Origin of the sequence: Nitratireductor sp. StC3 (genome assembly GCF_003015025.1) — a bacterium.
Lineage (GTDB): Bacteria > Pseudomonadota > Alphaproteobacteria > Rhizobiales > Rhizobiaceae > Mangrovimarina > Mangrovimarina alexandrii.
Genome location: NZ_PYBP01000011.1, coordinates 43,567 through 69,271 on the forward strand (window position 1 = coordinate 43,567; position 25,705 = coordinate 69,271).

Here is a 25,705-nt window from a genome sequence, read left to right on the forward strand (position 1 = left end):
GCAAGGCCGCCATCAGTGTCCCGGCCTGTCGTCCTCGGCCTCGTCGTCGGCGGCCGGCTCGAAGCGCGCCTGCCATTGCGTCAGCAATCGCAGGCGGGCGTCCTCGCCGCGATGGCCGCAGCGGTGCATCTCCTGGCGCAGGGCGAGCCGCAGGGCCGAGCGCGCGAGGCGGGTTTCGGACGGCGTGAACTCGTCGGGCGCTTCGCCGCGCGACAGGGCGGTTAGCAACCGGTTCTTCTCCGCGACCGCCTCGGGAAGGCCATACTTCGTCAAAAGGGCCTGGAAACCGGCATCCAGCGTGGCGTCGAAGGCCCGGTCCTCACCCAACGGGCCGATCACCGGATGACCCGGATGCAGCGCTGCGAGCGGCATCAGCCCGTCGGGAATCGGCGTGTTGGCGGAATGGGTGCGGCCCGACTTGAGAAGCTTGGGCAGAACGTGGGTATGCGGCCCCGGCGGCGACACGCCGCCCGTGTCGGGACCGCCGATCTTCTGGTAGACCTCGACCCGGCCGATCCCGGTGACGGCGACGCGATGCGGATGGGCCGAAAGGATCGCCGCCATTGCCGGATTGCCCGGCTCCAGCAGCGAGCGACCGAGCGACGACCGCAAAACGGCAAGCAGCGCGGCGTCTCGGGTCCGGATGCAGAAATCCGATTGCGGCAGCGACAGCCCCATGTCGAACAGGATCGCGCCGCGATCCGCCTCGCGAATGGCGCCGTCGTCGGGGCCGAGTTCGCTGAGCGTCGCGCGGCAGGCGCGGCGGGCCGCGGTCTGCGGCAGGCACAGCGCCAGCGCATGGCTCCAGCGATGCCGTTTCGGGCTCAGCGTCTCGTAGGCGACGGGAACGACCGCCGCCAGCGCGGCACGGTCGAGCGCGATGCCGCCGCGGGCGGTGGCGCGCGTCAGGGTGGCGGGATCGTCCACGACCGTCGTCTCGCCGTCGTCGTGATGAAATTCGGCGATGGCGCCGAAAGTGCCCATGCTCCAGCCGCACTGCCAGTCGGCCAGGGCGCGTCGCAACAGATTTTCAAGATCGTTCACCGGAGCACCGTCCTTTCGTCCTTGGCGTTCTGTGTCGTCAGATCCAGCGGCTGCACGACGAGACCGCCGGCCGCCTCGCCGAAAAAGGCTTCGACGGCATAGATGTCCCGCAGGCGTTTCGGGCTCAGCACCTGCCGGGGCGGACCGTCGGCGACGATGCGGCCACGGTCGAGCAGCACCAGCCGCGTGCACCAGCGCGCCGCAAGCCCGAGATCGTGCAAGGAGGCGACGACGCCGCGACCCTCGCGGGCGAGATCCGCGAAGAGGCGCATCAGGCCGATCTGGTGCTCGGGATCGAGGCCGGCGGTCGGCTCGTCGGCAAGCAGCAGCGGCGCCTCCTGCGCCAGCGCGCGGGCGATCAGCACCCTGGCCTTTTCGCCGCCCGACAGCGCCGTCGCCTGGCGGTGGCGGAAGGCGGCGATCTCCATGCGCGCGAGCGCGGCGTCGACCGCCGCGCGATCCTGCACCCCCGGAGCGGTCAACGGGCCGCGATGCGGGGCGCGGCCGAGCCCGACCAGCATCTCGACCGAGACCGGCCAGGCGATCTCGCGCTCCTGCGGCAGGTAGGCGATGCGCAGGGCGCGCTCCCGCGCCGACAGCCGCGCCGCCGGCATGCCGCCGATCTCCGCCGTGCCGCGTGCCGCGACCAATCCCAGCGCCGCGCGCAGCAGGGTCGACTTGCCGGCACCGTTCGGCCCGATCAGTCCGACGAATTCGCCTTCGCCGACGCGCAGCGACACGTCGTCGAGAACCTCGCGGCCGCCAAGCGCGACACCGATCCCGGACAGGGCAAGCAGGCTCATGTCAGCCTCCCGCGGCTGCGCCAGATCAGCCAGAGGAAGAACGGCGCGCCGACGATCGCCGTCAGAACGCCGAGCTTCAGGTCGCGGCCGGGCGCGATCAGCCGCACCAGGATGTCGGCCGCCAGCAAGACGCAGGCGCCGCCGAGTGCCGATGCCGGCAAAAGCCTTGACGGGCGCGCGCCGACCAAGGGCCTGAGCAGATGCGGCACGACCAGGCCGACAAAGCCGATCGCGCCGGCCACCGCCGTCGCCGCGCCGACGCAGGCCGCGGTGCCGAAAACGGCGAGGAACCGCACCCGGCGCATGTCGACGCCGAGGCTCGTGGCGGCGTCGCCGCCCAGCGTCAGCGTATCGAGCGGGCGGGCGAGCATGGCCAGCATCGCCCAGCCGAGGAGGATGAACGGGCCGGCCAGCCAGACATGGTCCATGGAGCGGTCGGTGAGCGAGCCCAGCATCCAGAACAGGATTTCGAGCGCGGCGAACGGGTTGGGCGACAGGTTGAGCGCCAGCGAGGTCATCGCCCCGGCGAAGCTCGACACCGCGACGCCGGCCAGAATGACGGTCAGCGTGCCGCCATGCATGCCGGCCAATGCCTGGACGACGAGCACACCGACAACCGCGGCCGCCAGCGCCGACAGCGGCAGGGCGAGCGGAAAGGCGGCCGACAGGCCGGTATAGATCGCCAGCACGGCGCCGAGCGAGGCCGAGGCGCTGACCCCGATCAACCCCGGCTCTGCCAGCGGATTGCGCAGATAACCCTGCAGCGCGGCGCCCGAAAGGCCGAGCGTGGCGCCGATCATCAGGCCAAGCAGCGCGCGCGGCAGGCGTATTTCGCGCATGATCAGAACGATCGCGCCGCCATCGCCGGAGACGAGCGCGGCAAGCGAATCGGCAAAACCGATCGCCGCGGGCCCGACCGTCAGCGACAGGACGAACAACACCGTTGTCGCGCCGCCGAGCAGTGCCAGCAACAGGCGGTAGCGTGCCACCTCACTCATTCCGGGCCGCCCGCTGCCGGTCGTCCATGGCCTGTTTGAGGATGCGAGCGGCAATCAGCGTGAAAGGGGCGCCGCACAGCCAGTATTTGTCCGGGATTTCGACCTCCGCGACCTGGTGCGCAAAGGCGCGGAAGGCCGGATGACGAAAATTTTCCTGGGCGAGCGCGGGACTGTCGAAGCGCCGTGCGCCGGTCACGACCAGGTCGGGATCGGCGGCGATCAGGCTTTCCAGCGGCAGCCGACCGGCTCCGAAGATGCCCAGCGAAGCGGCGATGTTGTCGAGCCCGGTTTCGGCGATGACGGCGTCGGCGAGCGAGCCCGGCCCGACCGTATAGCTGTTGGAGGAATAGACGGCCACCGAGCCCTGAGCCGGCGATGCGGCCAGCGCGACAAGCCCGGCGTTAAGATCGGCAAGCAGCATGGCCGCCCGCTCCTGCCGGTTGAGGATCGCGCCCATGCGGGCAATGTTTTGCCGGACGTCGTCGAAACCGGTTTCCGGCGCGAACTCCTCGACGCGGAAGCCGAGCCGGCGCAGCAACGCCACCGTTGTGCGCGTCGTGTAGGTGCCGGCAATTACCAGATCCGGCCGCATCAGGAAGATTTCCTCCGCCAAGCCGTGATTGGCGACATAGGCGCGAGCGCGTGCGGCAAGCACCGATGCGCCCGGATCGGCGGCCAGATACGAGACCGAATGGAGCTGGTCCTTGTCCGCGATCAGCATGGCGAGCTGGTCGGTGCACAGATTCATCGACACGACGCGGGCAGGTGCGGTTTCGGCGCGCGCCAGCGCCGGCGCGCAGACCGCCAGGGCGGCGGCGCACGCCGCCCCGAGCCATCGGCGAAGGACGCGTCGTTGCGTCATCGCGATCAGAAACTGCCCTTGAGGCCGAAAAAGGCGACCAGGCCCTGGGTGTTGTAGCCGAGCACGTCCTCGTACTCCTCGTCGAACAGGTTTTCGATGCGGGCGAACCCCTCGACTGTCTCGTTGAAGCGGAAGCTGCCGCCGACATTGACCACCGTATAGGGCTTCAGCCTCACACGGGAGGATGGAAAGGTCGAGAAGTCGAGATCGAGCATTTCGCCGTTGAAGACGACTTCGCCGAAGACGCGGGCACGGTTGTCGTAGAAATTATAGGCCGTGTTCAGCGATCCCGAATGCTTCGGCCGGCGCACTTCCACCAGGCGCGGCCCGCCGGCCACCGTCTGCTCGGTGGCGTCGGTATAGGTATAGGTCGCCGTGGCCGTGAACCCGTTGAACAGATCGACCGTCGCGGCGACCTCGACGCCCTGGCGCTCGCTGCGGCCGCCGAGATTGACCGGCGTCGGCAAAGGCCCGGCATAGGAGGTGGCGATCTCGTTGGTGAGATCCTGGTTGAAATAGGTCAGGTCGACGACCAGCATGCCGCCGAAAAAGCCCTGCTCGACGCCGACATCCCAGCCGAAACTCTCTTCAGGCAACAGGCCCGGATTGCCGACGAACTGGGTCGGCAGATACCCGAACTGCTCGAAGAAGGTCGGGTTGGTGACCCCGGTGCCCAGCGAGGCGTGCAGGCGGGTGTCGGTGCCGGGAATGCGCCAGGCAGCGCTGAGGCTGTAGGTGGTGACGTCGCTGAAGGCGTCGTTGTCGTCGCGCCGCAGCGCGGCGTTCAGGGAGACCTGATCGAGGAACTCGCCGCGATATTCGCCCACGAAGGAATTGGTGTTGCGGGCAAGCTTGTTCGTCAGGTGCGACGGCAGGAAGGTTTCCCGCTCCCACTCATATCCGCCGGTGAGACGGTGGCGGGCCTCCAGCAGGCTCGGCGTGTCGAATTCCCACGTCGCCTGGTAAAGACCGTTATAGCGAGCACCGGAATTGGACGAAGTCAGCGCCCCGCCGGCAAAGTTTTCGCGGAACGTATCGCTGCCGGTAAAGCGCAGCCGCTGGGTCAGCGCGCCGTCGAAGGCGACATGGGTCGCGCCGAGCGAGCCGAACAGTTCGCGGCTCGCGACCTGGTCGTCCGTGTCGAGCACCTGGCCGTAGGTCGGGCTGCCCCAGCCATAATCCTGCGCGTCGAGGTCGCTCTTGCGGTCCACGTAACGCAGCGTGCCGTCGACGCTGAGCGCGGGCGTCAGGTCGACCGTGAAACGACCGTTCATCGTGGCGTTGCGGTCGCCGTCGCGTTCGGTCCCGTAGTCGGAGACGTTGAAACCGCCTGTGTTGCGCAACAGGCCCGACAGCGCCACGTCGTAGTTCTCGCCGCCGCCGCGCATCGACAGGCCGCCGAGCCAGGTGCCGTCTGTGCCGGCCTCGGAGCGGATCGAGGTCGAAAATCCGTTGCGCTCGCCGCGCTTGGTGATGATGTTGATCACGCCGGCGGTGGCGTTGGAGCCCCAAAACGCGCTTTGCGGGCCGCGCAGCACCTCGATGCGCTCGATGTCGTCGACCAGAAGGCTGCCGAAATCGAACTCGCCCGAGGAGGTCTCGTTCATTTCGATGCCGTCGATCATCACCAGCACGTGGTTGCCTTCCGCGCCGCGCATGCGCAGCTGCGTCAGGCCGCCATAGGCGCCGGTGCGCGACACGGCCACGCCCGGCACCATGCGCAGGGCGTCGGCGACATAGCGCACCCGGTTCTGCTGCAAGGTCTCGCCCGGGATCACCGTGTGCGCGCGGCCGGACTTTTCAGCCTCCACCGGCGTGCGCCCCTCGCTGATCAACAACCGGTCGAGCTTGGTGATTTCGGTATCGGCGTCGCCCGTGTCCTCGGCCTGCGCGGTCGTCACACCGGCAAGCGCCAACGCGCCCGCTAGGATATGTTTTCTGTGCATAGCTGCCCCTCTTGCGGCTGGTCGCGCAACCCGACAGGGCGTTGCGCGGCATGACAAAACCGCAGGCGGAGATCGGTCAGGGGCAGATTGGCAGACATAGACGTTCTCACCCCTCGGCCGTTCCCGGCTGCGGCAACACTTCATCGAATGTCACCGCAACGGACGGCCGCGCCTGAACACACCCCGTGTCCTGGCATGGGTGACCGGTCCTGGCAGGTCTCCTGACTTCCGTCTCGTCGCCCGGCTCCGCCTTCCCGGCCGCGAACGGCCAGTGGCATCATGGAAGCGGGCTCAACGGTTACAGTTGCGGGGGCAGCCACGGATTTGGCCGGCATGCGACCTCACCGTGTTCCCTTTTCATCCACCCGAGGGCGGAACCAGATCCGAGCGCGACCCTAGAGATATCAGCAAAAGCTTGTCAAGCGCATACGCGGAGAACTCCGGCGTGGTCCATCGGAAAGTTCTCGCTCATCGTTCCGTGCCCGAATAGGCCGGGAGGCGCGTCTCGATCGTGGCGCAGAGATCGAGCAGCACCCGCTCCCTGCCCGGCTTGCCGACAACCTGGACGCCGAGCGGAATTCCGTTCGCATCGCGCCCGATCGGCAGGGTGACCACCGGCCATCCCAGCAAGGTAACCGGGACGGTGAAACGGGTCAGCGCGTCGAAATAGAAGAGCGGACCGGCGGCGGTGTCGAAGCGCTGTGCGTAGTCGCGCACCCCGGCCCTGTCCGAGCTCGGGGCGAGGTGCCGGAACGCGCACAAGCCGGTGACCGGCAAAGCCAGCGCGTCGAGGCCGTCAAAACGCGCGGCGGCCTCGCGCCGCGCTGCGGCCATGCGCGCCAGATTGTCGGCATGGCGCGCACCGTCCCTGCGATATCCGGCATGAACGTGGGCGAGGAAACCTGGCGAGCGCCGCGCCGGGCTCCGGTCACGCCGTAGCAGCCAGCGAATCGGCGCTGGGATCAGCGCACCGGTCTCGTAGCCCATGATCTCGCCGAAAAGCCTGTAGCTCTCGGGTTTAAACAGGAGACGCATCGGGTCGGTCTCGACGGCGATGCCCGTGGCGGCGAGCCGGGTGGAAAACCCGTCCCAGACCGCGCGGGCCGCTGCCTCCATCGGCGCGGGCCCATCCGGCGTCCACAGGCCGATCCGGTACGATCCCGACGTTTCTTTTCCGGCTTCGGCTCCGGCAAGACAGTCCCAGAGAAAGGCGAGATCGTCGACCCGCCGCGCGATCGGCCCTATCCGCGCGAAGTGTTGCAGGCGCTGCCCGCCGGGCAACATGCCGTCAGCAGGCCAGGCGTCCTCCGTCGGGGTAAGCGAGGTCACGCCGCACCATGCCGCCGGCAGGCGCAGCGAGCCGGCAAGATCGGCGCCGATATCGAGAAGGCTCATGCCGCTCGCCACCGCCGCCGCGCCGCCGCCCGAGCTGCCGCCGGCGGTGAAGCGGGGATCGTGCGGGTTGTTGGTGCGGCCGCGCCGTCGGTTGAACGTCTGGAAGTCGAGCGCGTTGGGCGGCAACGCGGTCTTGCCGGTCACCTCCGCGCCCAGCTCGACCAGCCTGGCCACGATCGTCGCGCTCGCCCGGTCCGCGCGCCGGCTGGGACGCTCGAGCCCGAATGTCCGCGGCCACCCCCCGGCCGCGATCTGGTCCTTGACCGTGACGGGCAGGCCGTTCAGCGGCCCTTTCGCCGTGCGGGGCGACTGTTCGCGACGGGCCTCGAACGCGTTGACGACCGGTTCGACGTCTTCGCGTCGGGCGCGCAAGGCGCCATAGAGGGCTTCGCGCGTCGCTTCGTTTGCGAGCCCGGCGACGGTCTCGCGCAAAGGACGGGTCAGGATTTCGGGTATGTCGATGGTCATGGTCTTCCCCAACGCTGCGTTCGCCCCGTTGGATAAGTCCCGCCGACCGGCCTAGGCTTTCCCGATCGTGCTTTTGTGGACCGGAAGGTGGATAAGCGCACTCAGCGCTGCGCCCGGCGCCTCGATCCGCGACGTCAGATAGGTTTCCACCATCCATCCGGGCCGCAGCCTCAGGTTCAACCGGCCCAGGCCGACGCGCGCGGCGCGATGCCATGTCAGGTGCAGCGTGTTCAGCGGGCCGCGATGGGGAAAGATTGCGTAGAGCCCGGCCTCTATCCGCGTCCGCCCCTCCGCCCAGGCCAGGCCGCGCTCGGTGTCGAAAAGCGCACCGAAATGGGCGACGGCGCTCTGATCCTCGAAAGCGGCGGGACCCTGGGCATAACCGGCGGCGAAAGCCGCCTCGTCCTTGCCCAAGACGCGCGCCAGATCGTCGAACGCGGCTTGTGTCGAAGCCAGGTCGGGGAAGTAGCGCCCGTCGATCATGCCGGTCGCCCGCCGCCAGCACAGCCATTGCCCCGGCAGTTCCATCAGATCGCAGGCCAAGGCAAACGATTGGGCCTCGACAGGTCTCAGGAAAGGCCGCGGCGGCGCGCCGCACAGGGCCGGATCGAGCCCATCCCGGCGAAAGGCATCGGGCGTGATGCCGAAATGCGCCTTGAAGGCACGCGTCAGCGCCGCGTGGGTCTCGAACCCGCAATCGAGTGCGATGTCGAGAATGCGCGCGTCGGTTTGCGAAAGCGCGATCGCCGCGCGTTCGAGCCGCCTGCTTCGGAGATAGCCGGCAACCGTTTCGCCCGTGGCCGCCGCGAAGCGGCGCTGGAAATGATGCTCGGCCATGCCGCTATCCCGGGCAAGGTCGGCGATCCGGTGGCGGGCGCTCAGATCGCGCTCGATGACAGCGCAGGCGCGGGCGATTTTGGTGGCGTTGCGTGCGGCAGTGTCGGATGGGGCTGACATTGCCCGTCATTACGGAAAAATCGTCGGTGATCAAAGCCCGCAGCTTTCCGCGCCGGGCCCGGCGTCGGCATGTGTGACAGCCGTTCGCCGAACGCAGCGGGAAAATTTTCGAGACCGCATGCTGCCGAACATGGTCGGTTCGTGGTAGCCGTTCGCCACACGCGCGCATCATCCAGCGAAACCGAACGGGAGTTTCCCCATGCAGCTCAATGTCTATCTGTCCGGTGAAATCCATACCGACTGGCGCGAGACGATCGTGTCGGCCTGCGAAGGGCTCGACATCGACTGGTACGGCCCCGTGACCGACCACAGCGCCTCCGACGATTGCGGCGTGGAGATCTTCGGCGCCGAAAGCGACAAGTTCTGGCACGACCGCAAGGGGGCGCTGCTCAACGCCGTGCGCATCCGCACCGGCATCGAGCGCGCCGACGTGCTGGTGGTGTGTTTCGGCGAAAAATACCGGCAATGGAACGCGGCCTTCGACGCCGGCTATGCGGCAGCGCTCGGCAAACCGTTCATCGTGCTGCACCCGCCCGAATTCGACCACGCGCTGAAGGAGGTCGACGCCGCCGCCAACGCGGTCGCGCGGACCCCCGACGAAGTGGCGCGCGCGCTGCGCTACCTGATCACCGGCGCCCTATAAGGCGTTTGCAGGCGAAGTGGCCGCCGGCCCGCCGTTTCAACTGCGTCGAACAATAGGGTAGAACCGGCACGCGCGGGCGGGACGGCAAACGGCACGACGCCTCAGGCGGACGCGGCGCGGCCGGCCTGAGCCGAAAGCCGCGCAGCCAGTTCGGTCCGGTTGCGGACGCCGAAACGGTGGCGGAGATTGGCCACGTGCTCCTTCACCGTGTTTTCGGAGATCGCCATGGCGCGCGCGATCTCCTTGTTGCTGCGTCCCAGGCGCACCAGGCGCGCCACCTCGGCCGAACGGGGCGGCAGGGCGGCTTCGGCACAGCCGCCCGACGGCGCGTGCGCGACGAACCCGCTTTCGGCGATCCGGTCCAGCGCCATCGAACTCGCGCGGCAGATGATGTCCATGCGCGCGCGAACGAGTTCGTCGGAGCGGCCGCCGTGACCGAGACCGGCCGTATAGAGGATCCCCGCCAGCGCGCCGTCGAGACATAGCGGGCCGCAGAGATTGCCGTCGTAACCCCAGCGCCGAAGCAGCCTGAACATCTCGCTGTGGCGCCAGTCGCGGTCGCCGTAGATCGACATGCCGGTGGTCGCCACGGGCCGTTGATGCAGGCTCTCGATCAGCGGATCGTTGGCGCCCAGCCGGTCGGTATAATCGTCGAGCATGCCCGGATCGACTTGGTGGCTGTATTTCAGCACCGGCATCGAGCCGTCGAGCAGGTAGAACCCGAGCGTCGGCGTGCCGACGAGCCGGCTGACGGCGCGCTGGCAGGCAAGCCCGAGTTCGCTCATGGAGCCGCTGCAGGCGATCGAGGCCACGCAGTCGGCCAGCACCGCCTCCGTTACGCGCGGAGCATGCATTCCTCCCGTCCTCCCGACATCGACCTCCCCTCCGATCCGATCCGATCGCCCGAACCGCCTCTCCTGCGGCCGGTCGCGCGCAGGCTTCGACCAGTCGAACACGGGATCATATCGCGTCGCGGCGCCGGCACCTACCCCCCCGGGCGCGGGGGTTGTCGCCTTGAGCAGGCCGCCAGCATGGTTGCCACATCGGGCGCCGAGCCGACCGCGTCTAGAGCGATCCGCCGGACCATCCCGACGCCAATCGCGCGGCGACGATCGGGTCTCCGCGTTACGCAGTCCACAGGGAGCGCAGATCGATGAACGTCCACCCCAAGCAACGTGAATATCTCGAACGCGTCGACGAGATCCTGCCGCTCGTGGAGGAACGCGCCGGCGCGGCCGAGGCGCAGGGACACCTGACCGACGACGTCGTGGCCGCGATGCGCAGCTCCGGGCTCTACACGATGATGTATCCCGCCGCCGTCGGCGGCGGCGACGCGACGCTGGTCGAGATGATGCGCGTCGTCGAACGCCTGTCCCACGCCCACGCCTCGGTCGGCTGGTGCACGATGGTCAACAACATGGAAGGCATGATGATGGCGGCCTTCATCGCCGACGAAGGCATCGCCACCGTGTTCGCCAACGGGCCGGACATCACGATCGCCGGCAACGGCGTGCCGCGCGGTTTCGCGCGGCCGGTGGACGGCGGATACATGATCCGCGGCCGCTGGGCCTATGGCAGCGGCATCCATCACGCCGAATGGATCCACACGGGCTGCTTCATCACCGACCAGGAGGGCAACATGGTGATGGGCGAGGATGGCCCGAAGATCATCATCACCCACCATCCCCGCGACACGATCAAGCTGCTCGGCAATTGGGACGTGCTCGGCCTGCGCGCCACCGGCAGCTACGACTACACCTTGCCGGACGGACAGGAGGAGCTGTTCGTGCCCGCCACCATGACCTACCGTTTCGACGACACGGTACCGCTGCGCGGCGGCCCGCAATGCGGTCTGGGCCTGGCCGGGCTCAGCGCCTTCGGCCATACGAGCTGGGCGCTCGGCGTCGGCCGGCGCGTCCTCGACGAACTGGCCAAGGTGATCGTCGAGCGCACCGATCCGTTCGGCAAATCGGCCGACAGCCCGAGCTTCCGGTTCCAATTCGCGCAGGCAGAGGCGCGCTACCGCGCCGCACGCGCGCTGGCCTACGAGACATGGCTCGCCATCGACGCGCGCGCCATGAAAGGCGAAGCCCAGCCGCTGGAAGCGGTGACGATGGCCAAATTGTGCCTGCGCCACCTGCACGACGTGATCTCCGACGTCGCCACTTTCGCCCACCGCGCCGCGCGCGGCGCCTCCCTGCACGCCACCCCGATGCAGCGCGTCTATCGCGACATCCACGCCGGCACCCAACATATTCTGATGGCCGACCAGATCGTCGAGGAATGCGGGCGCGCCTTGCTCGGCTTAACCGGCGAGAACGCCGAGTGGACCGTCTTCGGCATCAAGGGATGACGCCCGACCTCGATCGCCCGCCGCATGGCCGAGAGACGTTTGCCGGGAGAAGGCCGATGAATGCCGAGCCCGCCCAGCGCGCCCCGCGAATCGTCGGCTTTTGCGGCACGACCTGGCGTCCGGCCCGCGCCTACGCGCTGGTCGAGGCCGTCGGCGGCGAATTGCGGCGCGCGCACGGCTTGCACCCGGTCGTCCACGACCTGGTCGACGCGGTGCCCGATCTGTGCTCGACCCGGCCCGAGGCGATGGGGCCTCGCGCCCGCGCGCTCCTGGCCGAGTTGCAGGCCGCCGACGGCATCATCATCGGCTGCCCGGTCTTCCAGGGCTCCTTCCCGGGCCTGTTCAAACACGTCTTCGACATGGTCGCGCCGGGTGCGTTGCGCGACCGGCCGGTGCTCTTGACGGCGGTTGGCGGCGGCATGCGCCATTCGCTGATGGTGGAGCATCAGCTTCGCCCGCTGTTCGGCTTCTTCGAGGCCCGTACCGTGCCGACCGCCGTCTATGCCTGCGCGGCCGAACTCGAGCCCGGTCGCCCGCTGCCGGTGCCGCTGACGACGCGGATCGGCATCGCCGCCGAGCAGTTCGCCAGGCAATTCGACCACCGCAGGGCTTCGGCCGCATGACAACAGGAAAACCAGCCGCCATGAAAGACACCCATTTGCAGGGTTTTGCCCGCACGAGCCAGACGATCAACGGCATCCGGACCGAATTGCTGGAGATCGGCGACGGTCCGCCGCTGGTCTTCCTGCACGGAACCGGCACCTTCACCGGCTTCGAGATGGCCAGGCAATGGGCCGCCTCGCATCGGGTGATCATCCCGTTCCATCCGAATTTCGGACTGTCGGGCGACAGTCCCGACTATGACGGCATCGAGGACTACGTGCTGCACTATCTCGACCTGTTCGACCGCCTCGGGCTCGGAGCGGTCGATCTGGTCGGCTTTTCGCTCGGCGGCTGGATCGCGGCCGAGCTCGCCCTGCGCCAGCCCGCGCGCGTTTCCAGACTGGTTCTGGTGGCGCCGGCGGGACTGGTCGACCCGCAAGCGCCGGCCCCGAACCTGTTTGCGCTGGATCCGCAGGAAATGCCGGCCTATCTCGCCCATGATCCGGCGCGGATCCTGCCATATCTGCCGGCCGGGCCGGACCCGGCGTTCGAGGCGGCGCTGGGACGCGAGATGGGCGCGGCGCAGCGGATTGTCGGCGACGATATCCAGGGCAATCCGTTGCTGTCGCGCTGGCTGCACCGCCTGACCATGCCGGTCCTGTTGCTGTGGGGCGCCGAGGACCGGCTGCGCCCGACGGCGCAGGCGCAAAGCTGGGCCGACCGGCTGCCCGACGCCCGAACGCACCTGGTCGCCGAGACCGGCCATCTGGTTTTCGAGGAAACCCCCGAAGCGGCGCGGGTCGTCACCGATTTCCTGGGCGACTGAGCCTTTTCCAGAATCACGACACACAGCGGAGCAAGCAGCACATGAGCTTTCCCACCGACACCATGCCCGCCGGCATCACCACCAAGGACGAGGCCACCGACGGCCTGGTGTGGAGCATTCTCGGACAGACCTACACGCTTAAGCAGACCGCGGCGGATTCGATGGCCTGGCATGCCGTGTTTCCGTCCGGAACCTTCGTGCCGCCGCACGTGCACCCGACGCAGGACGAATTCGTCTACGTGCTTGGCGGCGTCTATACGATCTGGCTCGACGGCAAGGAAGAGCAGGCTCGGCCCGGCGATCTCGTGCGCATGCCCAGGGGCATCGCGCACGGCATTTTCAACAAGGGCGACGAGACCGCCACCAGCCTGTTCTGGGTGACGCCGCGGCGGTCCCTGCAGGAGCTGTTCGCGCGCATCCACAACGTTCCCGATCCGGCCGAGGTGGTGCGCATCGCCGCCGAGCACGAGGTCGACTTCCTGCCGCCGCCGGCCGGCTAACGTCCCCGCGGGCGCTCCCACCGGGAAAATCGGCGCGCGGCCGGCTCGAGGCCGCGCCGCCGACCCGGCACCGATCCCGGTTTTGGGGCCGTGGCAAAAAAGCGGGAACGGATCGGCGCCGGCACCGTTGCCATCAGGCTTGGCAGCGGCGCGCGGACCGCGCAAGATGCCGGCTCTGGCGCGGGAGGGCACGAGGCGACCATGGTGCTCGCGATCTACAGCGTGCTTGCGACGATGCTTTTCGCCGGCACGGTGCTTCCATTCCTGCCGGTCGCGCACGGGCTTGTGCGCGTCGGCGACTTTCCGCGCCAGCAATATCTCGCCCTGGCGCTCGCGCTGATCGCGGCCGCGCCGTTCTTCGCCGACCGGACGGCAATCTGGCTCGGGATTTTGACCTTGCTGGCGGCGATCGCCGCCGTTCAGGCCGCGCTGATCGCGGCGTTCACGCCGCTGGCGCGCAAACAATCCGCCGGCTTCGACCCGCACAGGCACGACGGCGACGCTTTGCGTCTCGTCGCCGCCAACGTCAAGATGTCGAACCGGCAACGCCAGGCCATGCTGGCCGAGCTGGAGCGCGCCGATCCCGACATCCTGGTGCTGATGGAAGTGGACGAGGGGTGGGCGGCCGCCCTGTCGCCGCTTACCGGCCGCTATCGACATGTTGTGTCGCGCCCGCAAGACAACAGCTACGGCATGATCGTGGCAAGCCGGCTGGAACTTACCGAGATTGTGGTCGAATGCCTGCTGACCGAGGACGTACCCTCGGTGGTGGCGACGGTCCGAACGAAGGCTGGCCGGCGTTTCCGGCTCTATGCCCTCCATCCCGAACCGCCGGTGCCGCACCGCGGCACCACGGGGCGCGACGGGGAAACCGCGCTGGTCGCGCTCAGGGTGCGGGAGGAGACATTGCCGGTGATCGTCACCGGCGACCTCAACGACGTTGCCTGGTCGAAGACCACCCGCCGGTTTCGCCGGGTCAGCCGCCTGCTCGATCCGCGCATCGGCCGGTCCGTCTTCTCCACCTTCGACGCCCGCATCCCGCTGCTGCGCTGGCCTCTCGACCATCTGTTCCATTCCGCCCAGTTCCGGCTCGCCGGCATGCGACGGCTGGCGCCGTGCGGGTCCGACCACTTCCCGGTCGCCTTCGATCTGGTGCTGTGTTCGCAGCCGGAGACGGAAAGCCGACTTGAGCCGGCCGATGGCGACGACGTCGCACGCGCCCGCGACCTCGTCGGGGCCGCCCGCGCACGCGACGAAAAGCCGATCGGCGGCGACTGGGAGACCTGACGGCGGCGGATCAGCCGTACCAGGGTCCCTGCACGATTTCGGTGTCAACACCCGCATCCGCGACCTTGTCGGCGAAGGCCTGCGGATCGCTGCCCTTGTAATGGTACGGATAGACATAGGCCGGCTCGAATTCGGCAACGGCCGAGCTCGCCTGATCGACATCCATCGTGAAGGGCAGGTTCATCGGCACGAAGGCGATGTGGATTTCTTCCAGCGCCCGCATTTCGGGAATGTCCTCGGTGTCGCCGGCGATATAGATGCGGCGGCCGTCGACGGTCAGCACATACCCGTTGTCGCGGCCCTTGGGATGGTATTTCAGCCGCTCCTCGGTGGTGTTGTAGGCCGGAATGGCGTCGACCGTGAGCGTGCCGACATCGGTGCTCTGGCCGTTGCCGATCGCGGTGGCCCTGGCCTTGAGATCGTCGGGCAACATGTCGAACACGGCCGGATTGGTGATCAGCCGGGTGCCGTCTGCGACCAGTGCCGCCAACGTCTCGACATTGTAGTGGTCGCCGTGCTCGTGGGTGATCAGGATCAGGTCGGGCGCCGGCCGGCCCTGATAGGCCTCGGCCCCGCCGACCGGGTCGTTGTAGATCACCAGGCCCGGCACGGTCATGACGAAGGACGCGTGGGCGATCGGGTGGACGGTGATTTTTCCGCTGTCGGTTTCGTAGCTGTCGCCGCCGTCCTGGGCACGGGCGTGGAACGGCACCAATGTGGTCGCGCCGAGCCCGACAAGGCCTGCCGCGCCGAACTTGAGTGTATCGCGTCGTGTGAAGATCATTCCTGCCTCCGTTCGCTGGAGAAGCTTTTGCATGCACGCTAGTGAGAGGGACTCTCCCACATTCGGCGTCGGTCGCAATTGACGATAATGTGAGCGATGCGCGCAATCCGGACATGCGGCCGCTGCGTAGGCCGCCGTCGCGGCCTCGCCGCGATTGCGACGGGTCAGGCCGCGAAACGCTGGGCGTCGGCGCCGTAATAATTGATGTAGCGGCCGGCGATCCACTCGACGGGCAGGACCACGAACACGTCGGTGGTACGGAAATCGGCATCCACCACGCAGCCCTCGCCGAACCGGGCGCCTACCCGCAAATATCCCTTGATCAGCGGCGGCAGCTCGGCCATCGCGGTGCGGGTGTCGATCGCCTCGGCCGGCATCAGGTCCATCGTCTGATAGCGCGCCGGCACGGCGCGCACGCACCAGGCGCCTTCGGCACGGAAATTATGGGCGAGATACGAAAGAGCCCGCGCATGGGCGGCCGGAAAGACGCCCGGGAAGGACGCGCACCCCGTCATCACGTCGATGCGATGGCGCCGGCAATAGGCCCAGATGCCCTGCCACAGGAGCTCGACCGTGCGCTTGGAGCGATAGTCCGGCAGCACGCAGGAGCGCCCCAGTTCGAGGAAACGGCGCTCGGAATGCCGGGCAACCAGCGATTCGAGCTCGAATTCGTCGGTGGAATAGAACCCGCCGGCAGAGGCCGCGATTTCCTGGCGCAACAGCCGGTAAGTGCCGACGATGCGACGCGGATCGGGGCCGGGCAGCGTGGTGTCGAAGACGAGCAGATGATCGCAGATCGAATCGAAATGATCCGCGTCGCGCTGCTGCTGCAGGTCGCCGCGGGCGCCGAGTTCGTCATAAAAAACCCGGTAGCGCACCTCCTGCGCCGCCGCGATTTCGGTCTCGTCGCGGGCAAGGCGCACGTCGAGCGTGCCGATTCGGCCCAGCACCTCGCCCGGCGCCGCGACCGTCTCCAAGCCGCGGGCGGCTGGTGAAGGCATGTCCTTCCCGATCGCGCGCATCGGCATGGTCGATTCTCCCTCGTCGCGAGACTGCTCGCGCAGATACGAAGCCATGACTACAATAGGATGACAGCCGACTCGCCGCAAGCATAGCCTCAGGCGGCAACCTGATGGCGCACGGCCTCCACCAGTTCGTGCGGGTCGAGCGGCTTGGTCACGAAACCGTTGGCGCCGTGCGACAGCACGTCGTGACGGGTCTTTTCCTGGCTGTCGGCCGACAGCACCATGATCGGCACAGCCGTCAGCCCCTTTTCTTCCTCGTGCTTGCGAATCAGGGCGATGGCGTCGAGCCCGTCCATGACCGGCATGTGCAGGTCCATCAGCACGATATCGAAGGGACGGAGGCCGCGCGCGCTGCGCACGGCTTCCACGGCGGCCTTGCCGTCACGGACGTGATGCACGACATGGCCGGCCTTTTCGAGCACCGAACGGGCCATCAGCGCGTTGATCTCGTTGTCCTCGGCGATCAGAACCTGCAGGCTCGAGGCGCTCTTGGCAGACGGCTTGCGGCGCTTGACTTCGAGGCGATGAACGGTGCCGTGAGCCGGCGCGTCGCCGGCGCCGTGGGTGAGGATGCGCAGCAATGTGCGCCCGCGTACCGGCCGTGCCAGGAAGGTCGAATAGCCGACCGAGCGGTATTGGAACAGGCGCCCCCGGTCGCCCGGCGCGATCAGGATCACCCCTTCGAGCGCGCGGTCGGAGACGTCGCGAAGCCGCGCCAGGGTCGCGCCGTCGCCCGATTCGAAGGCGGCATCGATCAAAACGATCTCGAAGGGCTGCTTGCGGGTGCGAATCAGTTTTTCCGCGTCGGACGGGCTGCGCGCCACCGCGGTGCTGCCGCCATGGGCGCTCGCCGTCGCCAGCATGGCGTCGGCCTCGACCGCGTTCGCCGACACGATCAGGATCGACTTGCCGTGCAGGACGGCCGGGTTGTCGGGCGCGAACACGGTGTCGGCCGGCAACGGCAGGTCGAAGGAGAATTCCGAGCCCTTGCCGACCTCGCTTTCGACCACGATGCGCCCGCCCATGGCGTCGACGATGCGTTTTGAGATCGCCAGGCCAAGCCCGGCGCCGCCATGCTTGCGCGTCGGCGTGCCGTCGACCTGCTCGAACTCGCGGAAGATCCGGCCGATCTCGGCCGTCGTCAGGCCGGGGCCGCTGTCGATCACCGAAAAGCGCAAGGCCGGCGCCTCGCCGTCGCCGCTGATGTCGACGCGAACCAGGACACCGCCTTCCTGTGTGAACTTGACGGCATTGCCGATCAGGTTGAGCAGAATCTGCCGCAGGCGTCCGGGGTCGGCCTCGATGGCCGCCGGCACGCCCTGCGCGATATGGCACCCCAGCCCGATGGTCTTGGCGAAGGCGCGCGCGGCCATCAGCTCCACGACGTTTTCGACCAGTTCGTGCGGCGATATTTGCTGCGGCTCGAGTTCGAGCCGGCCGGCCTCGATCTTGGAAAAGTCGAGCAGATCCTCGATCAGCGCCAACAGCGCGTTGGCCGAGGTCGAGATGGCGCCGACATAGGTGCGCTGCTCCGGCGACAGGTCGGTATCGGCGATCAGCTTGGCCATGCCCATGATGCCGTTCATCGGCGTGCGGATCTCATGGCTGACCGTGGCCAGGAAGCGCGACTTGGCCTGGCTTGCGAACTCGGCGCGTTCGCGCGCGGCGATCAGCGCGGTCTCGGCGCGCTTGCGCGCGGTGATGTCGCGCGCGATGGTGCGATGCGACACGGTGCCGGTTTCCTCGTCGCGCACCGACAGCTCGATCCAGGAAAACCAGCGCAGCCCCTCCGGCGTCTCGATCGGCACGTCGGCGGAGCTGAGATATTCGCCGTCGGCGAAGGCGGCATCGGACACCATGCCGACATCGACGCCGAGCTCGTCCAGCGTGCGGCCGCACAAATCGCGTGGCTCGCGGCCGAAAATCCCGGCGAAGACGCGGTTGGCATAGACGATCCGGCCCTCCCGGTCCCGGTGCACGACGATATCGCCGAGCGCGTCGATCAGCCCGCGGAAGCGCTCCTCGCTTTCGCGCAGCTCCCACATGCGGTCGGCGAGTTCCTCGATCTCCGCACGGGTGCGTTCGGCATCCGAGCGCGCCAGCGCCTCGACCCGCCGGTCCTGCGCGATCATGCGACCGAGAACGGCGAGCCCGGCAAGGCCGGTGGCGACAAGGCCGGCACTCAGCAATTGCGGCGCGCCGGACAGCAAGGCCACCCCGGCCAACACCAGCACGGCGACGATAATGGCCAGACTGCCCAGAACATGGCGGTCATGCGCGCGGGAAACCATCGACGACGCGCGCTCGAGCCGCTGCGGCACGGCGGCCGCGATGCGCCGTGACGGATTAGCCTTCCGGGAAAAAATCTTCCGTGCGTCCATCGCCGGACCCTAGCCCGACACTGATTAGGGAAGATTTTGGCTACCCGCTAAAATTTTAGCGAAACGAGAGGATTTTCCCGCCCCGCCAAACGCTTGCGGCGTTTGCAGGCGAACCGGCAGCCGGTTCGCCGTTCGCAAACGCGTCAAAACAATAAGGTGGAGCCGATCTGCGAATCCGTGAAAAAACGGATCGGCCTTAGGCGCTCATGTCGACCACGACCCGGCCGCGAATGCCACCGTCCACGATCGCCCGCGCCGCCTCGATGATGCCGTCGAAGCCGATCGTGGTCGACAGCGCCGCGAGCTTGTTGCGGTCGAGGTCCTCCGACAGCCTGTGCCAGGCCTCCTCGCGCAGGGCGAGCGGCGCCATCACCGAATCGATGCCAAGCAGCGAAACGCCCCGCAGAATGAAGGGCGCGACGCTCGACGGCAGGTCCATGCCCTGGGCGAGGCCGCACGCCGCGACCGCGCCGCCGTAGGACGTCATCGACAGGACGTTGGCCAGCGTGTGGCTGCCGACCGCATCGACGCCGCCGGCCCAGCGTTCCTTGCCGAGCGGCCGGGCCGGGCCGGAGAGCTCGGCGCGATCGAGGATCTCGGCCGCGCCCAATCCCTTCAGATAGTCCGCCTCGCTGGTCCGCCCGGTCGAGGCGACGACGTGATAGCCCAGCCGGGACAGGATCGACACCGCGACCGACCCGACGCCGCCGGCCGCGCCGGTGACGACGACCGGGCCGCGATCGGGAGAAATGCCGTGACGCTCCAGCGCCATGACGCACAACATGGCGGTATAGCCGGCCGTGCCGATCGCCATGGCATCGAGCGGAGACATCGTCTCGGGCAGCGGCACCAGCCAGTCGCCGCTGACGCGGGCCCGCCCGGCGAAGGCGCCGTAATGGGTCTCGCCCACGCCCCAGCCATTGAGGACGACCTTGTCGCCCTCCTTCCAGCGGGCGTGGCCGGACGACAGCACCGTGCCGGCGAAGTCGATCCCCGGGATCAGCGGAAAGCGGCGGATCACCGGCGCCTTGCCGGTGATGGCGAGACCGTCCTTGTAGTTCACCGTCGTCGCCTCGACGGCGACCGTCACGTCGCCTTCCATCAGATCCGCCTCGGACATCTCCTCGACGCGCACGGTTTGGGTTTTGTCGTCGTTGCGCGAGACGAGGATGGCTCGGAAGGTTTCGGACATAGGGCTCCCCACGGTCTGGTTGCACGACTGAGCCGACTGTGCTGGCTCGGCACGGCCAGGTCAACTGTCGCCGGAGCGCCGCTGTCGCCGCCACAGCAGGATTTCCTGCAGGATGACGAGCCCGGCGCCGAGCGTGATCATCACGTCGGCGAGGTTGAACACGGCGAACGACCAGACCGGCGTGTGAAACAGCACGTAATCGACCACGTAACCGAGCCAGACGCGATCGATCAGATTGCCGAGCGCGCCGGCGACGATCAGGGCGAAACCGAACCGGGCGGCGAGCTGATCGGCGTCGCTGCGCGCGGCAAGCCACAGCACGAACAGGATCACCGCCGAGGTCACGACCACCAGGGCGGTGTCGCCGAGATCCGCAAACAACGAAAAGGCGATGCCGAAATTGCGCGTGTGAAAAAGCGCCAGAAAAGGCAGCAACTCGATCCGCTCGTAGAGCGCCATGCCGCTTTCCACCAGGCGCTTGATCCATTGATCGAGCACGACCCCGCCCACCACGATCGCCAGATAACCCAATCGCATCATGCCGATGGTCCGTCCAAAGCAAGGGCCGAGCGCCTGATTTCGTAAAGCATGACGCCGGTGGCGACGGCGAGATTGAGCGAATCGGCGCGGCCGGCCTGAGGAATGCGCAGCAACCGGTCGCAGGCCGACGCCAGGCTGTCGGGCAGGCCCTGCTGCTCGTTGCCCATCACAAGCACGACCGGCCGGCCGGCATAGTCGAGGCTGCGATAGTCGACCGCGCCCTCGAGATGAGTGCCGGCGACAAGTCCCGAAAAACCCGCCCGCCAGGCCAGGAACGCATCGGCCGAGGCCCGCGCCACCGGCACGGCGAAGATCGACCCCATGGTCGCGCGCACCGTTTCCGTGGCGAAGGGATCTGTGCACTCGCCGACCAGGATGACGCCGCGGGCGCCGACCGCGTCGACGGTGCGGATGATGGTGCCGAGATTGCCCGGATCGCGAACCCGGTCGAGCGCGACCCAGACATCGTCGCCGGCGGGCGCGATGTCGGCGAGCGGCATCCAACGCTGCGCGAACACGCCGGCCACGGCCTGCGGATTGTCGCGCCGCGAGATCGCCGCCATCACCTTGTCGTTGACTTCCAAGACGAGGCCGCCGGCGGCCACGACGCGCGCGGCGGTCTTTTCGACCAGGGCGTTGCCCAGCGCGGATTTGGAAAACAGAAGCGTGTCGAGCCGCCAGCCGAGATCGAGGGCGTCGATGACCAGCTTCAACCCTTCGGCCAGGAACGCGCCCTGCTGGTCGCGATGCTTCTTCATCGACAGGGCGCGGATGTCCTTGACCGCCGGATTGGCGAGGCTGGTCACTTCCTTGACCTGGCCGACGCGGCGGCCGGTTTGCAAGGGCGGCGTCATGCGCGCACCCAGCGGGAGAAAAGCGAGGTCGACAGCGCGCGCCCGGCCGCCTTTTCGCGGATCACGAGTTCGCCCGATTCGACCCTGCCGCCGAGCCCGGCGCAGGCGTCGCGCATCAATGCGTGGATGGCGAAGAACGAGGCGCGGATCGAATAGGCGGTGAGCACGAGCGCGATCGGCTTGTCGGACAGGATGGCGCGGCAATTGGCGACCATCGACGGCAGATGTTCGAAAAGCTGCCAGACCTCGCCCTTCGGGCCGCGCCCATAGGCGGGCGGGTCGAGCAGGATGATGTCGTAGCGCTTGCCGCGCCGGACCTCGCGCTCGACGAACTTGGCCGCGTCCTCGCAGATCCAGCGGATCGGCCGGTCGGCGAGGCGGGCGACTTCCTGATTCTCGCGCGCCCAGGTGATGGCTTTCTTGGACGCGTCGACATGGGTGACCTCGGCGCCGGCGCGCGCGGCCACCAGCGAGGCAAGTCCAGTATAACCGAACAGGTTGAGCACCCTGACCGGACGGTTGGCCGCCTTGATGCGGGTTTCCATGTCGGCCCAGTGCGACGCCTGTTCGGGAAAGACGCCGACATGGCGGAAGGAGGTGAAGCGGCCGAGATAGTCGATGCCGTCATGGCGCATCGGCCAGGTTTCGCCGAGCGCGGCGGCGGGAAAGCGCCAGCGTCCCATGCCCTCCTCGTCGGTGTCGCCGGTGAAGACGGCGTCGGCCGCCTCCCACTCGGCTGCCGGCAGGGCGCGCGCCCAGATCGCCTGCCCCTCCGGCCTGCGGATGCGATAGGGGCCGTATTGCTCGAGCTTTTCGCCGTCGCCGCTGTCGAGCAGCGCATAGTCTTCGTTCGGGCCGACCTCGAGGATCAGCGGCACCGTCTGCGCCGGCAGGGGACCGTCGGGACGCGCCGTCGGCGCCGAGCCCGGCCCGATGGCGTCCGGGCGGTTCCGGTCCCGGCCGGACGCGGCCTTCTGCGGCGCTGCCGGGCGTCGCGGCGGCCGATTGCCGGCAGCGGACGGCCGCGCGGCGCGGCGCTTGTCGCGGGACGGTTTCACGGCCTGTCGGTTCCTTTGAACATCGCCGGCTTTTGGCACAGCGTCGACCGGCGCGCAACGCGGCGTCTCTAACGGCCCCGCACGTCTAGCGCGCCGTCGCCTCGTAGACGGCGACGCCCGCGGCCAGGTCCTCCAGAGCGGCGCCGACCGACTTGAACAGCGTGATCTCGTCGCCGCCGCGCCTGCCGGCCCGCTCGCCGCGCGCCAGTTCGTAGAGATCGGCAAGGATGTGGTCCGGCGTCAAGACGCCCGACTGCAGCGGCTGGACGATGTCGCCGGCCTCCTTGGTGGCGCCGGCGCGGGTGTCGACATAGACCCGCGCGCGGCGAACCGCCTCGTCGTCGGCCTCACGCATGGTCGGCGTGAAGCCGCCGACGAGATCGACATGGACGCCGGGCCGCAACGCGGCGCCTTGTATCAGCGGTTCGGTCGAGATCGTCGCCGCCGAAACGATGTCGGCCCAGCCGAGCGCGGTGTCGAGATCGCCGGCGACCGTTGCGGCAAAGCCGAGATCGCGCAGTCCCGCCGCCGCCTTTTCGGCGTTTTCGGCCGTGCGGTTCCAGATCCTGATTTCGGTGATCGGACGCACGGCGGCATGTGCCTGGACAAGAAACGGGCACAGCGCGCCGGCGCCCAGCACGAGCAGGCGCGCGGCATCGGCGCGCGCGAGATAGCTTGCCGCCAGGGCCGAGGCGCAAGCGGTGCGCCATTGCGTGAGGCGCTGGCCGTCGATCAGCGCGCGCGGCTCGCCGGTCTTGCCGTCGAGCAGCAGGTAGAGCCCGTTCACCGCCGGCAGGCCGACCGCGTTGTTGTCCGGGGTGACGGTGACGATCTTGACCCCGATATATCCGCCGTCGGAGGTGCCCGCCTTTTCGAAATCGCCCCAGGCCGGCATCAGCAGCAGGGTGGAGGCGGCGCCGTCCGGCCGCTCGACCGTGTGGTGGTGACGCACCGGCTGCACCGCGCCGTCGCGAAAACGCGTCCGCAAGGCCTCCACCAGCCCGGCAAAGGTCAGCGAACGGTCAACCTGGTCGCGATCGATCATGCGCATCACGCCGCGCTCCTCCTCACAGCGATCCGTGAAAACCCGAAATCCCGACGGGAGAACCCGCCGCGACGCCGCATCCGGCGTCAGGTGCGCGCGGCCGGCACGCCGGCGCCTGCTTCCCCGGCGGGTGCCGGCGCGGCCTGGCTGGTCTGGCGCAGCAGGTTTTGCACTTCCTTGCCCTTGGCGCGCGCCTCGCGCCGATAGCGCCCCTGGCGCAGCCAGGTCGCCAGGCTGCCGATGATCATGCCGCAGACCAGCGCCACAAACAGCAGCACGAACAGCGGCAGGGCCGTCGTCAGCGCCGGATTGCCGGGATTGAAAGGATCGAGCGTGAAGGCGACCGGCGCGCGATTGGCCACGGCGAGCGCGATCAGCGCCACGGCCACCGGTACCACCACAACAATGAGCACGACGCGGTTCAGCATCTTCACTCCGATTATCCGTCCACGGACCCCATGGCCGCCACTCTTTCCGAAACCCGGCCTCCCGGCTTACGGGTCACGCTGCACACCGCTCGCGTACCCCGCGCCGGAGCGCCGCGCAAGCACGGCCGTCTCATTTTGCGTTCAGGCGCTCGCGCAATTCCTTGCCGGTCTTGAAAAACGGGATCCATTTCTCCTCGACCTCGACGGCGTCGCCGGTGCGCGGGTTGCGCCCGATACGCGCCGGCCTGTTCTTGACCGAAAAGGCGCCGAAGCCGCGCAATTCGACCCTGTTGCCTTCGGCCAGGGCCTCGCTGATTTCCTCGAAAATGGCGTTCACGATGTTTTCGACATCGCGCAGAAACAGATGCGGATTGCGATTTGCAATCGTCTGTACGAGTTCGGATTTGATCATGTTTGCGCCGATCCTGTTTTGCCCGAAATCCTTGATTGTCCGAGCTTTATTGTTCCCCTGCCACGCCCTCGGCAGGTTGCCAGAGCGATACCAGACCGTCAAGCAAGAGCCGTTCGGCGCCAAGGGCACGCAACAGGGCGGCTCCGCCTTTTTCAAGACCCAGGCCCGCGCCCGCGTCTCCCAAGAGCGCATCGACCAACAGATAGGGCGAGGTGGTGCGTTTCGGTTTCCACTCGATCACGTCGAGTTCTGTGTCGACGCCCTTCGACTTCAGCCAGGCAAGTGCCGTCTCCTCGCCGCCGAGGGCGTCGACCAGCTTGCGGTCGAGCGCCTGGCGCCCGGTGAACACGGAGCCGTCGGCGAGACGCTCGGTCTCGGCGCGCGACAGCGGCCGCCGTTCGGTGACCAGCCCGACGAACCAGTCGTAGGAATCGAGGATCATCGCGCGGATCATCGCCCGCTCCTCGTCCGTGGTCGGGTTGAACGGCGAGGGTTCGGCCTTGAGCGGGGAGGATTTGATCTCCTCCAGCTTGATGCCGACCTTGTCCATCAGCCCGGTGACGTCGGGAAACTGCACGAGGACGCCGATCGAGCCGACGATCGAGGATTTGCGGGCCACGATATGGTCGCTCGCGCTGGCGATCATGTAGCCCGCCGAGGCGGCGAGGGTGCCGACCTGGGCCACGACCGGCTTTTTCTCGGCCAGGCGGCGCACGGCCTCGAAGATCGCCTCGCCGCCGGCGGTGGTGCCGCCGGGCGAATCCACCGCCAGAATCACGCCCTTGACCCTGTCCGTCTCGGCGATCCGCTCCAAGCGGTCGAGAAGCTCCTCGTCCTCGGTGATCGTGCCTTCGATGCGGACCTTGGCGATCTGGTCGGCGCCGCTGCCGGGCAGGCTGTCGCCGAACAGGCGAAACCCGTAGGCGGCGATGGCCACCGCGGCCACCAGCAGCGCGGCCACGCGCCAGAAGGTGAGTTTTCGCCGCAGCCGGCGGCGGTCTATGAGGTCGTCGGCGCGCAATGCCATAGGTGCCTCGCAAGAATCGTCTTTGGTGCCGGTCTCTTAGACCGGATCGGCCATGCAATGAAACGCCCGGAGCGGACATTTCAGCGCTGCGCGGCTTCAGCCCGCGGCTCGTAAGACCCGCAACTCAGGCAAAATCCTCGCATGTCACCCAAAAATAACCATATTGGGCTGAAAATCGAGAAAAGAAGACGTTATCCTGAAAAGGGTCGGTTTGATCGATGCGCGAAAGCCGGCATTTCATGGATGGTCCACTCCAACGCGAAACCGACAGACG

Annotated in this window: 25 protein-coding genes and 1 riboswitch; of the genes, 6 read left to right on the forward strand and 19 right to left on the reverse strand. The window is 68.0% G+C overall.

What is annotated here, in order from left to right; genetic code table 11:
- Positions 1-12 precede the first annotated feature (12 nt).
- The 7 genes from C7T96_RS19490 to C7T96_RS19520 all read right to left on the reverse strand — a co-directional run bounded on the left by C7T96_RS19490 (position 13) and on the right by C7T96_RS19520 (position 8,473).
- Positions 13-1,044, reverse strand: coding sequence for a hypothetical protein (locus tag C7T96_RS19490; RefSeq protein WP_106572931.1), 1,032 nt, complete (start codon positions 1,042-1,044; stop codon positions 13-15).
- Positions 1,041-1,847, reverse strand: a complete 807-nt coding sequence (locus tag C7T96_RS19495) for an ABC transporter ATP-binding protein (RefSeq protein ID WP_106572932.1) — start codon at positions 1,845-1,847, stop codon at positions 1,041-1,043. The genes C7T96_RS19490 and C7T96_RS19495 overlap by 4 nt, the downstream gene beginning before the upstream one ends.
- Positions 1,844-2,845 carry an iron ABC transporter permease gene (locus tag C7T96_RS19500; protein WP_106572933.1) on the reverse strand — a complete coding sequence of 334 codons (1,002 nt, stop codon included), beginning with the start codon at positions 2,843-2,845 and terminating at the stop codon, positions 1,844-1,846. The genes C7T96_RS19495 and C7T96_RS19500 overlap by 4 nt, the downstream gene beginning before the upstream one ends.
- The gene (locus tag C7T96_RS19505) at positions 2,838-3,707 is read right to left on the reverse strand and encodes an ABC transporter substrate-binding protein (protein ID WP_106572934.1); all 870 of its coding nucleotides are present in this window, start codon (positions 3,705-3,707) and stop codon (positions 2,838-2,840) included. The genes C7T96_RS19500 and C7T96_RS19505 overlap by 8 nt, the downstream gene beginning before the upstream one ends.
- Before the next feature lie 5 nt (positions 3,708-3,712).
- Positions 3,713-5,653, reverse strand: coding sequence for a TonB-dependent receptor (locus tag C7T96_RS19510; RefSeq protein WP_158264423.1), 1,941 nt, complete (start codon positions 5,651-5,653; stop codon positions 3,713-3,715).
- Between the two features lie 193 nt (positions 5,654-5,846).
- A riboswitch (cobalamin riboswitch) is annotated at positions 5,847-6,050 on the reverse strand.
- Between the two features lie 71 nt (positions 6,051-6,121).
- The gene (locus tag C7T96_RS19515) at positions 6,122-7,516 is read right to left on the reverse strand and encodes an amidase family protein (protein ID WP_106572936.1); all 1,395 of its coding nucleotides are present in this window, start codon (positions 7,514-7,516) and stop codon (positions 6,122-6,124) included.
- A gap of 51 nt (positions 7,517-7,567) precedes the next feature.
- A complete protein-coding gene (locus C7T96_RS19520) occupies positions 7,568-8,473 on the reverse strand; it encodes a helix-turn-helix domain-containing protein (protein ID WP_106572937.1) in 906 nt (301 codons plus the stop codon).
- Positions 8,474-8,672: 199 nt separating this feature from the next.
- On the opposite strand from C7T96_RS19520, the gene C7T96_RS19525 reads away from it, so the two are divergent.
- Positions 8,673-9,116 carry a YtoQ family protein gene (locus tag C7T96_RS19525; RefSeq protein WP_106572938.1) on the forward strand — a complete coding sequence of 148 codons (444 nt, stop codon included), beginning with the start codon at positions 8,673-8,675 and terminating at the stop codon, positions 9,114-9,116.
- 101 nt (positions 9,117-9,217) lie between these two features.
- Here C7T96_RS19525 and C7T96_RS19530 read toward each other — a convergent pair whose 3' ends face one another.
- Positions 9,218-9,970, reverse strand: coding sequence for a LuxR C-terminal-related transcriptional regulator (locus tag C7T96_RS19530; RefSeq protein ID WP_245414186.1), 753 nt, complete (start codon positions 9,968-9,970; stop codon positions 9,218-9,220).
- Between the two features lie 299 nt (positions 9,971-10,269).
- On the opposite strand from C7T96_RS19530, the gene C7T96_RS19535 reads away from it, so the two are divergent.
- The 5 genes from C7T96_RS19535 to C7T96_RS19555 all read left to right on the forward strand — a co-directional run bounded on the left by C7T96_RS19535 (position 10,270) and on the right by C7T96_RS19555 (position 14,685).
- Positions 10,270-11,469, forward strand: a complete 1,200-nt coding sequence (locus C7T96_RS19535; RefSeq protein ID WP_106572939.1) for an acyl-CoA dehydrogenase family protein — start codon at positions 10,270-10,272, stop codon at positions 11,467-11,469.
- A gap of 56 nt (positions 11,470-11,525) precedes the next feature.
- Positions 11,526-12,092, forward strand: coding sequence for an NAD(P)H-dependent oxidoreductase (locus tag C7T96_RS19540; protein ID WP_106572940.1), 567 nt, complete (start codon positions 11,526-11,528; stop codon positions 12,090-12,092).
- A 20-nt stretch (positions 12,093-12,112) separates the two neighbouring features.
- Entirely contained in the window at positions 12,113-12,898 is a 786-nt protein-coding gene (locus tag C7T96_RS19545; RefSeq protein ID WP_106572941.1) for an alpha/beta fold hydrolase, read from the forward strand.
- Positions 12,899-12,939: 41 nt separating this feature from the next.
- Entirely contained in the window at positions 12,940-13,398 is a 459-nt protein-coding gene (locus C7T96_RS19550) for a cupin domain-containing protein (protein ID WP_238719918.1), read from the forward strand.
- A 90-nt stretch (positions 13,399-13,488) separates the two neighbouring features.
- Positions 13,489-14,685: an endonuclease/exonuclease/phosphatase family protein gene (locus C7T96_RS19555; RefSeq protein ID WP_106572942.1), complete on the forward strand. Its 1,197-nt coding sequence runs from the start codon at positions 13,489-13,491 to the stop codon at positions 14,683-14,685.
- A 10-nt stretch (positions 14,686-14,695) separates the two neighbouring features.
- Here the strand turns inward: C7T96_RS19555 and C7T96_RS19560 are convergent, their stop codons facing one another.
- The 11 genes from C7T96_RS19560 to sppA all read right to left on the reverse strand — a co-directional run bounded on the left by C7T96_RS19560 (position 14,696) and on the right by sppA (position 25,431).
- Positions 14,696-15,469: an MBL fold metallo-hydrolase gene (locus C7T96_RS19560; RefSeq protein WP_106572943.1), complete on the reverse strand. Its 774-nt coding sequence runs from the start codon at positions 15,467-15,469 to the stop codon at positions 14,696-14,698.
- Positions 15,470-15,633: 164 nt separating this feature from the next.
- A complete protein-coding gene (locus tag C7T96_RS19565) occupies positions 15,634-16,470 on the reverse strand; it encodes a GNAT family N-acetyltransferase (RefSeq protein WP_238719919.1) in 837 nt (278 codons plus the stop codon).
- Positions 16,471-16,586: 116 nt separating this feature from the next.
- Positions 16,587-18,875 (reverse strand): response regulator, encoded by a 2,289-nt coding sequence (locus C7T96_RS19570; protein WP_106572945.1) that lies wholly within the window; start codon positions 18,873-18,875, stop codon positions 16,587-16,589.
- A 196-nt stretch (positions 18,876-19,071) separates the two neighbouring features.
- Positions 19,072-20,067: an MDR family oxidoreductase gene (locus C7T96_RS19575; RefSeq protein ID WP_106572946.1), complete on the reverse strand. Its 996-nt coding sequence runs from the start codon at positions 20,065-20,067 to the stop codon at positions 19,072-19,074.
- Positions 20,068-20,127: 60 nt separating this feature from the next.
- Positions 20,128-20,607 (reverse strand): signal peptidase II, encoded by a 480-nt coding sequence (gene lspA, locus C7T96_RS19580; RefSeq protein ID WP_106572947.1) that lies wholly within the window; start codon positions 20,605-20,607, stop codon positions 20,128-20,130.
- Positions 20,604-21,461, reverse strand: a complete 858-nt coding sequence (locus tag C7T96_RS19585) for an RNA methyltransferase (RefSeq protein WP_106572948.1) — start codon at positions 21,459-21,461, stop codon at positions 20,604-20,606. The genes lspA and C7T96_RS19585 overlap by 4 nt, the downstream gene beginning before the upstream one ends.
- A complete protein-coding gene (locus C7T96_RS19590; RefSeq protein WP_238719925.1) occupies positions 21,458-22,396 on the reverse strand; it encodes a class I SAM-dependent rRNA methyltransferase in 939 nt (312 codons plus the stop codon). The genes C7T96_RS19585 and C7T96_RS19590 overlap by 4 nt, the downstream gene beginning before the upstream one ends.
- Before the next feature lie 208 nt (positions 22,397-22,604).
- A complete protein-coding gene (locus C7T96_RS19595; protein WP_106572950.1) occupies positions 22,605-23,570 on the reverse strand; it encodes an ornithine cyclodeaminase family protein in 966 nt (321 codons plus the stop codon).
- Positions 23,571-23,650: 80 nt separating this feature from the next.
- Positions 23,651-23,992: a LapA family protein gene (locus C7T96_RS19600; protein WP_106573037.1), complete on the reverse strand. Its 342-nt coding sequence runs from the start codon at positions 23,990-23,992 to the stop codon at positions 23,651-23,653.
- 130 nt (positions 23,993-24,122) lie between these two features.
- Complete coding sequence (locus tag C7T96_RS19605; protein WP_106572951.1) at positions 24,123-24,404, reverse strand: integration host factor subunit beta; 282 nt, start codon at positions 24,402-24,404, stop codon at positions 24,123-24,125.
- Positions 24,405-24,450: 46 nt separating this feature from the next.
- The gene (gene sppA, locus C7T96_RS19610; protein ID WP_106572952.1) at positions 24,451-25,431 is read right to left on the reverse strand and encodes a signal peptide peptidase SppA; all 981 of its coding nucleotides are present in this window, start codon (positions 25,429-25,431) and stop codon (positions 24,451-24,453) included.
- Positions 25,432-25,705: the final 274 nt, after the last annotated feature.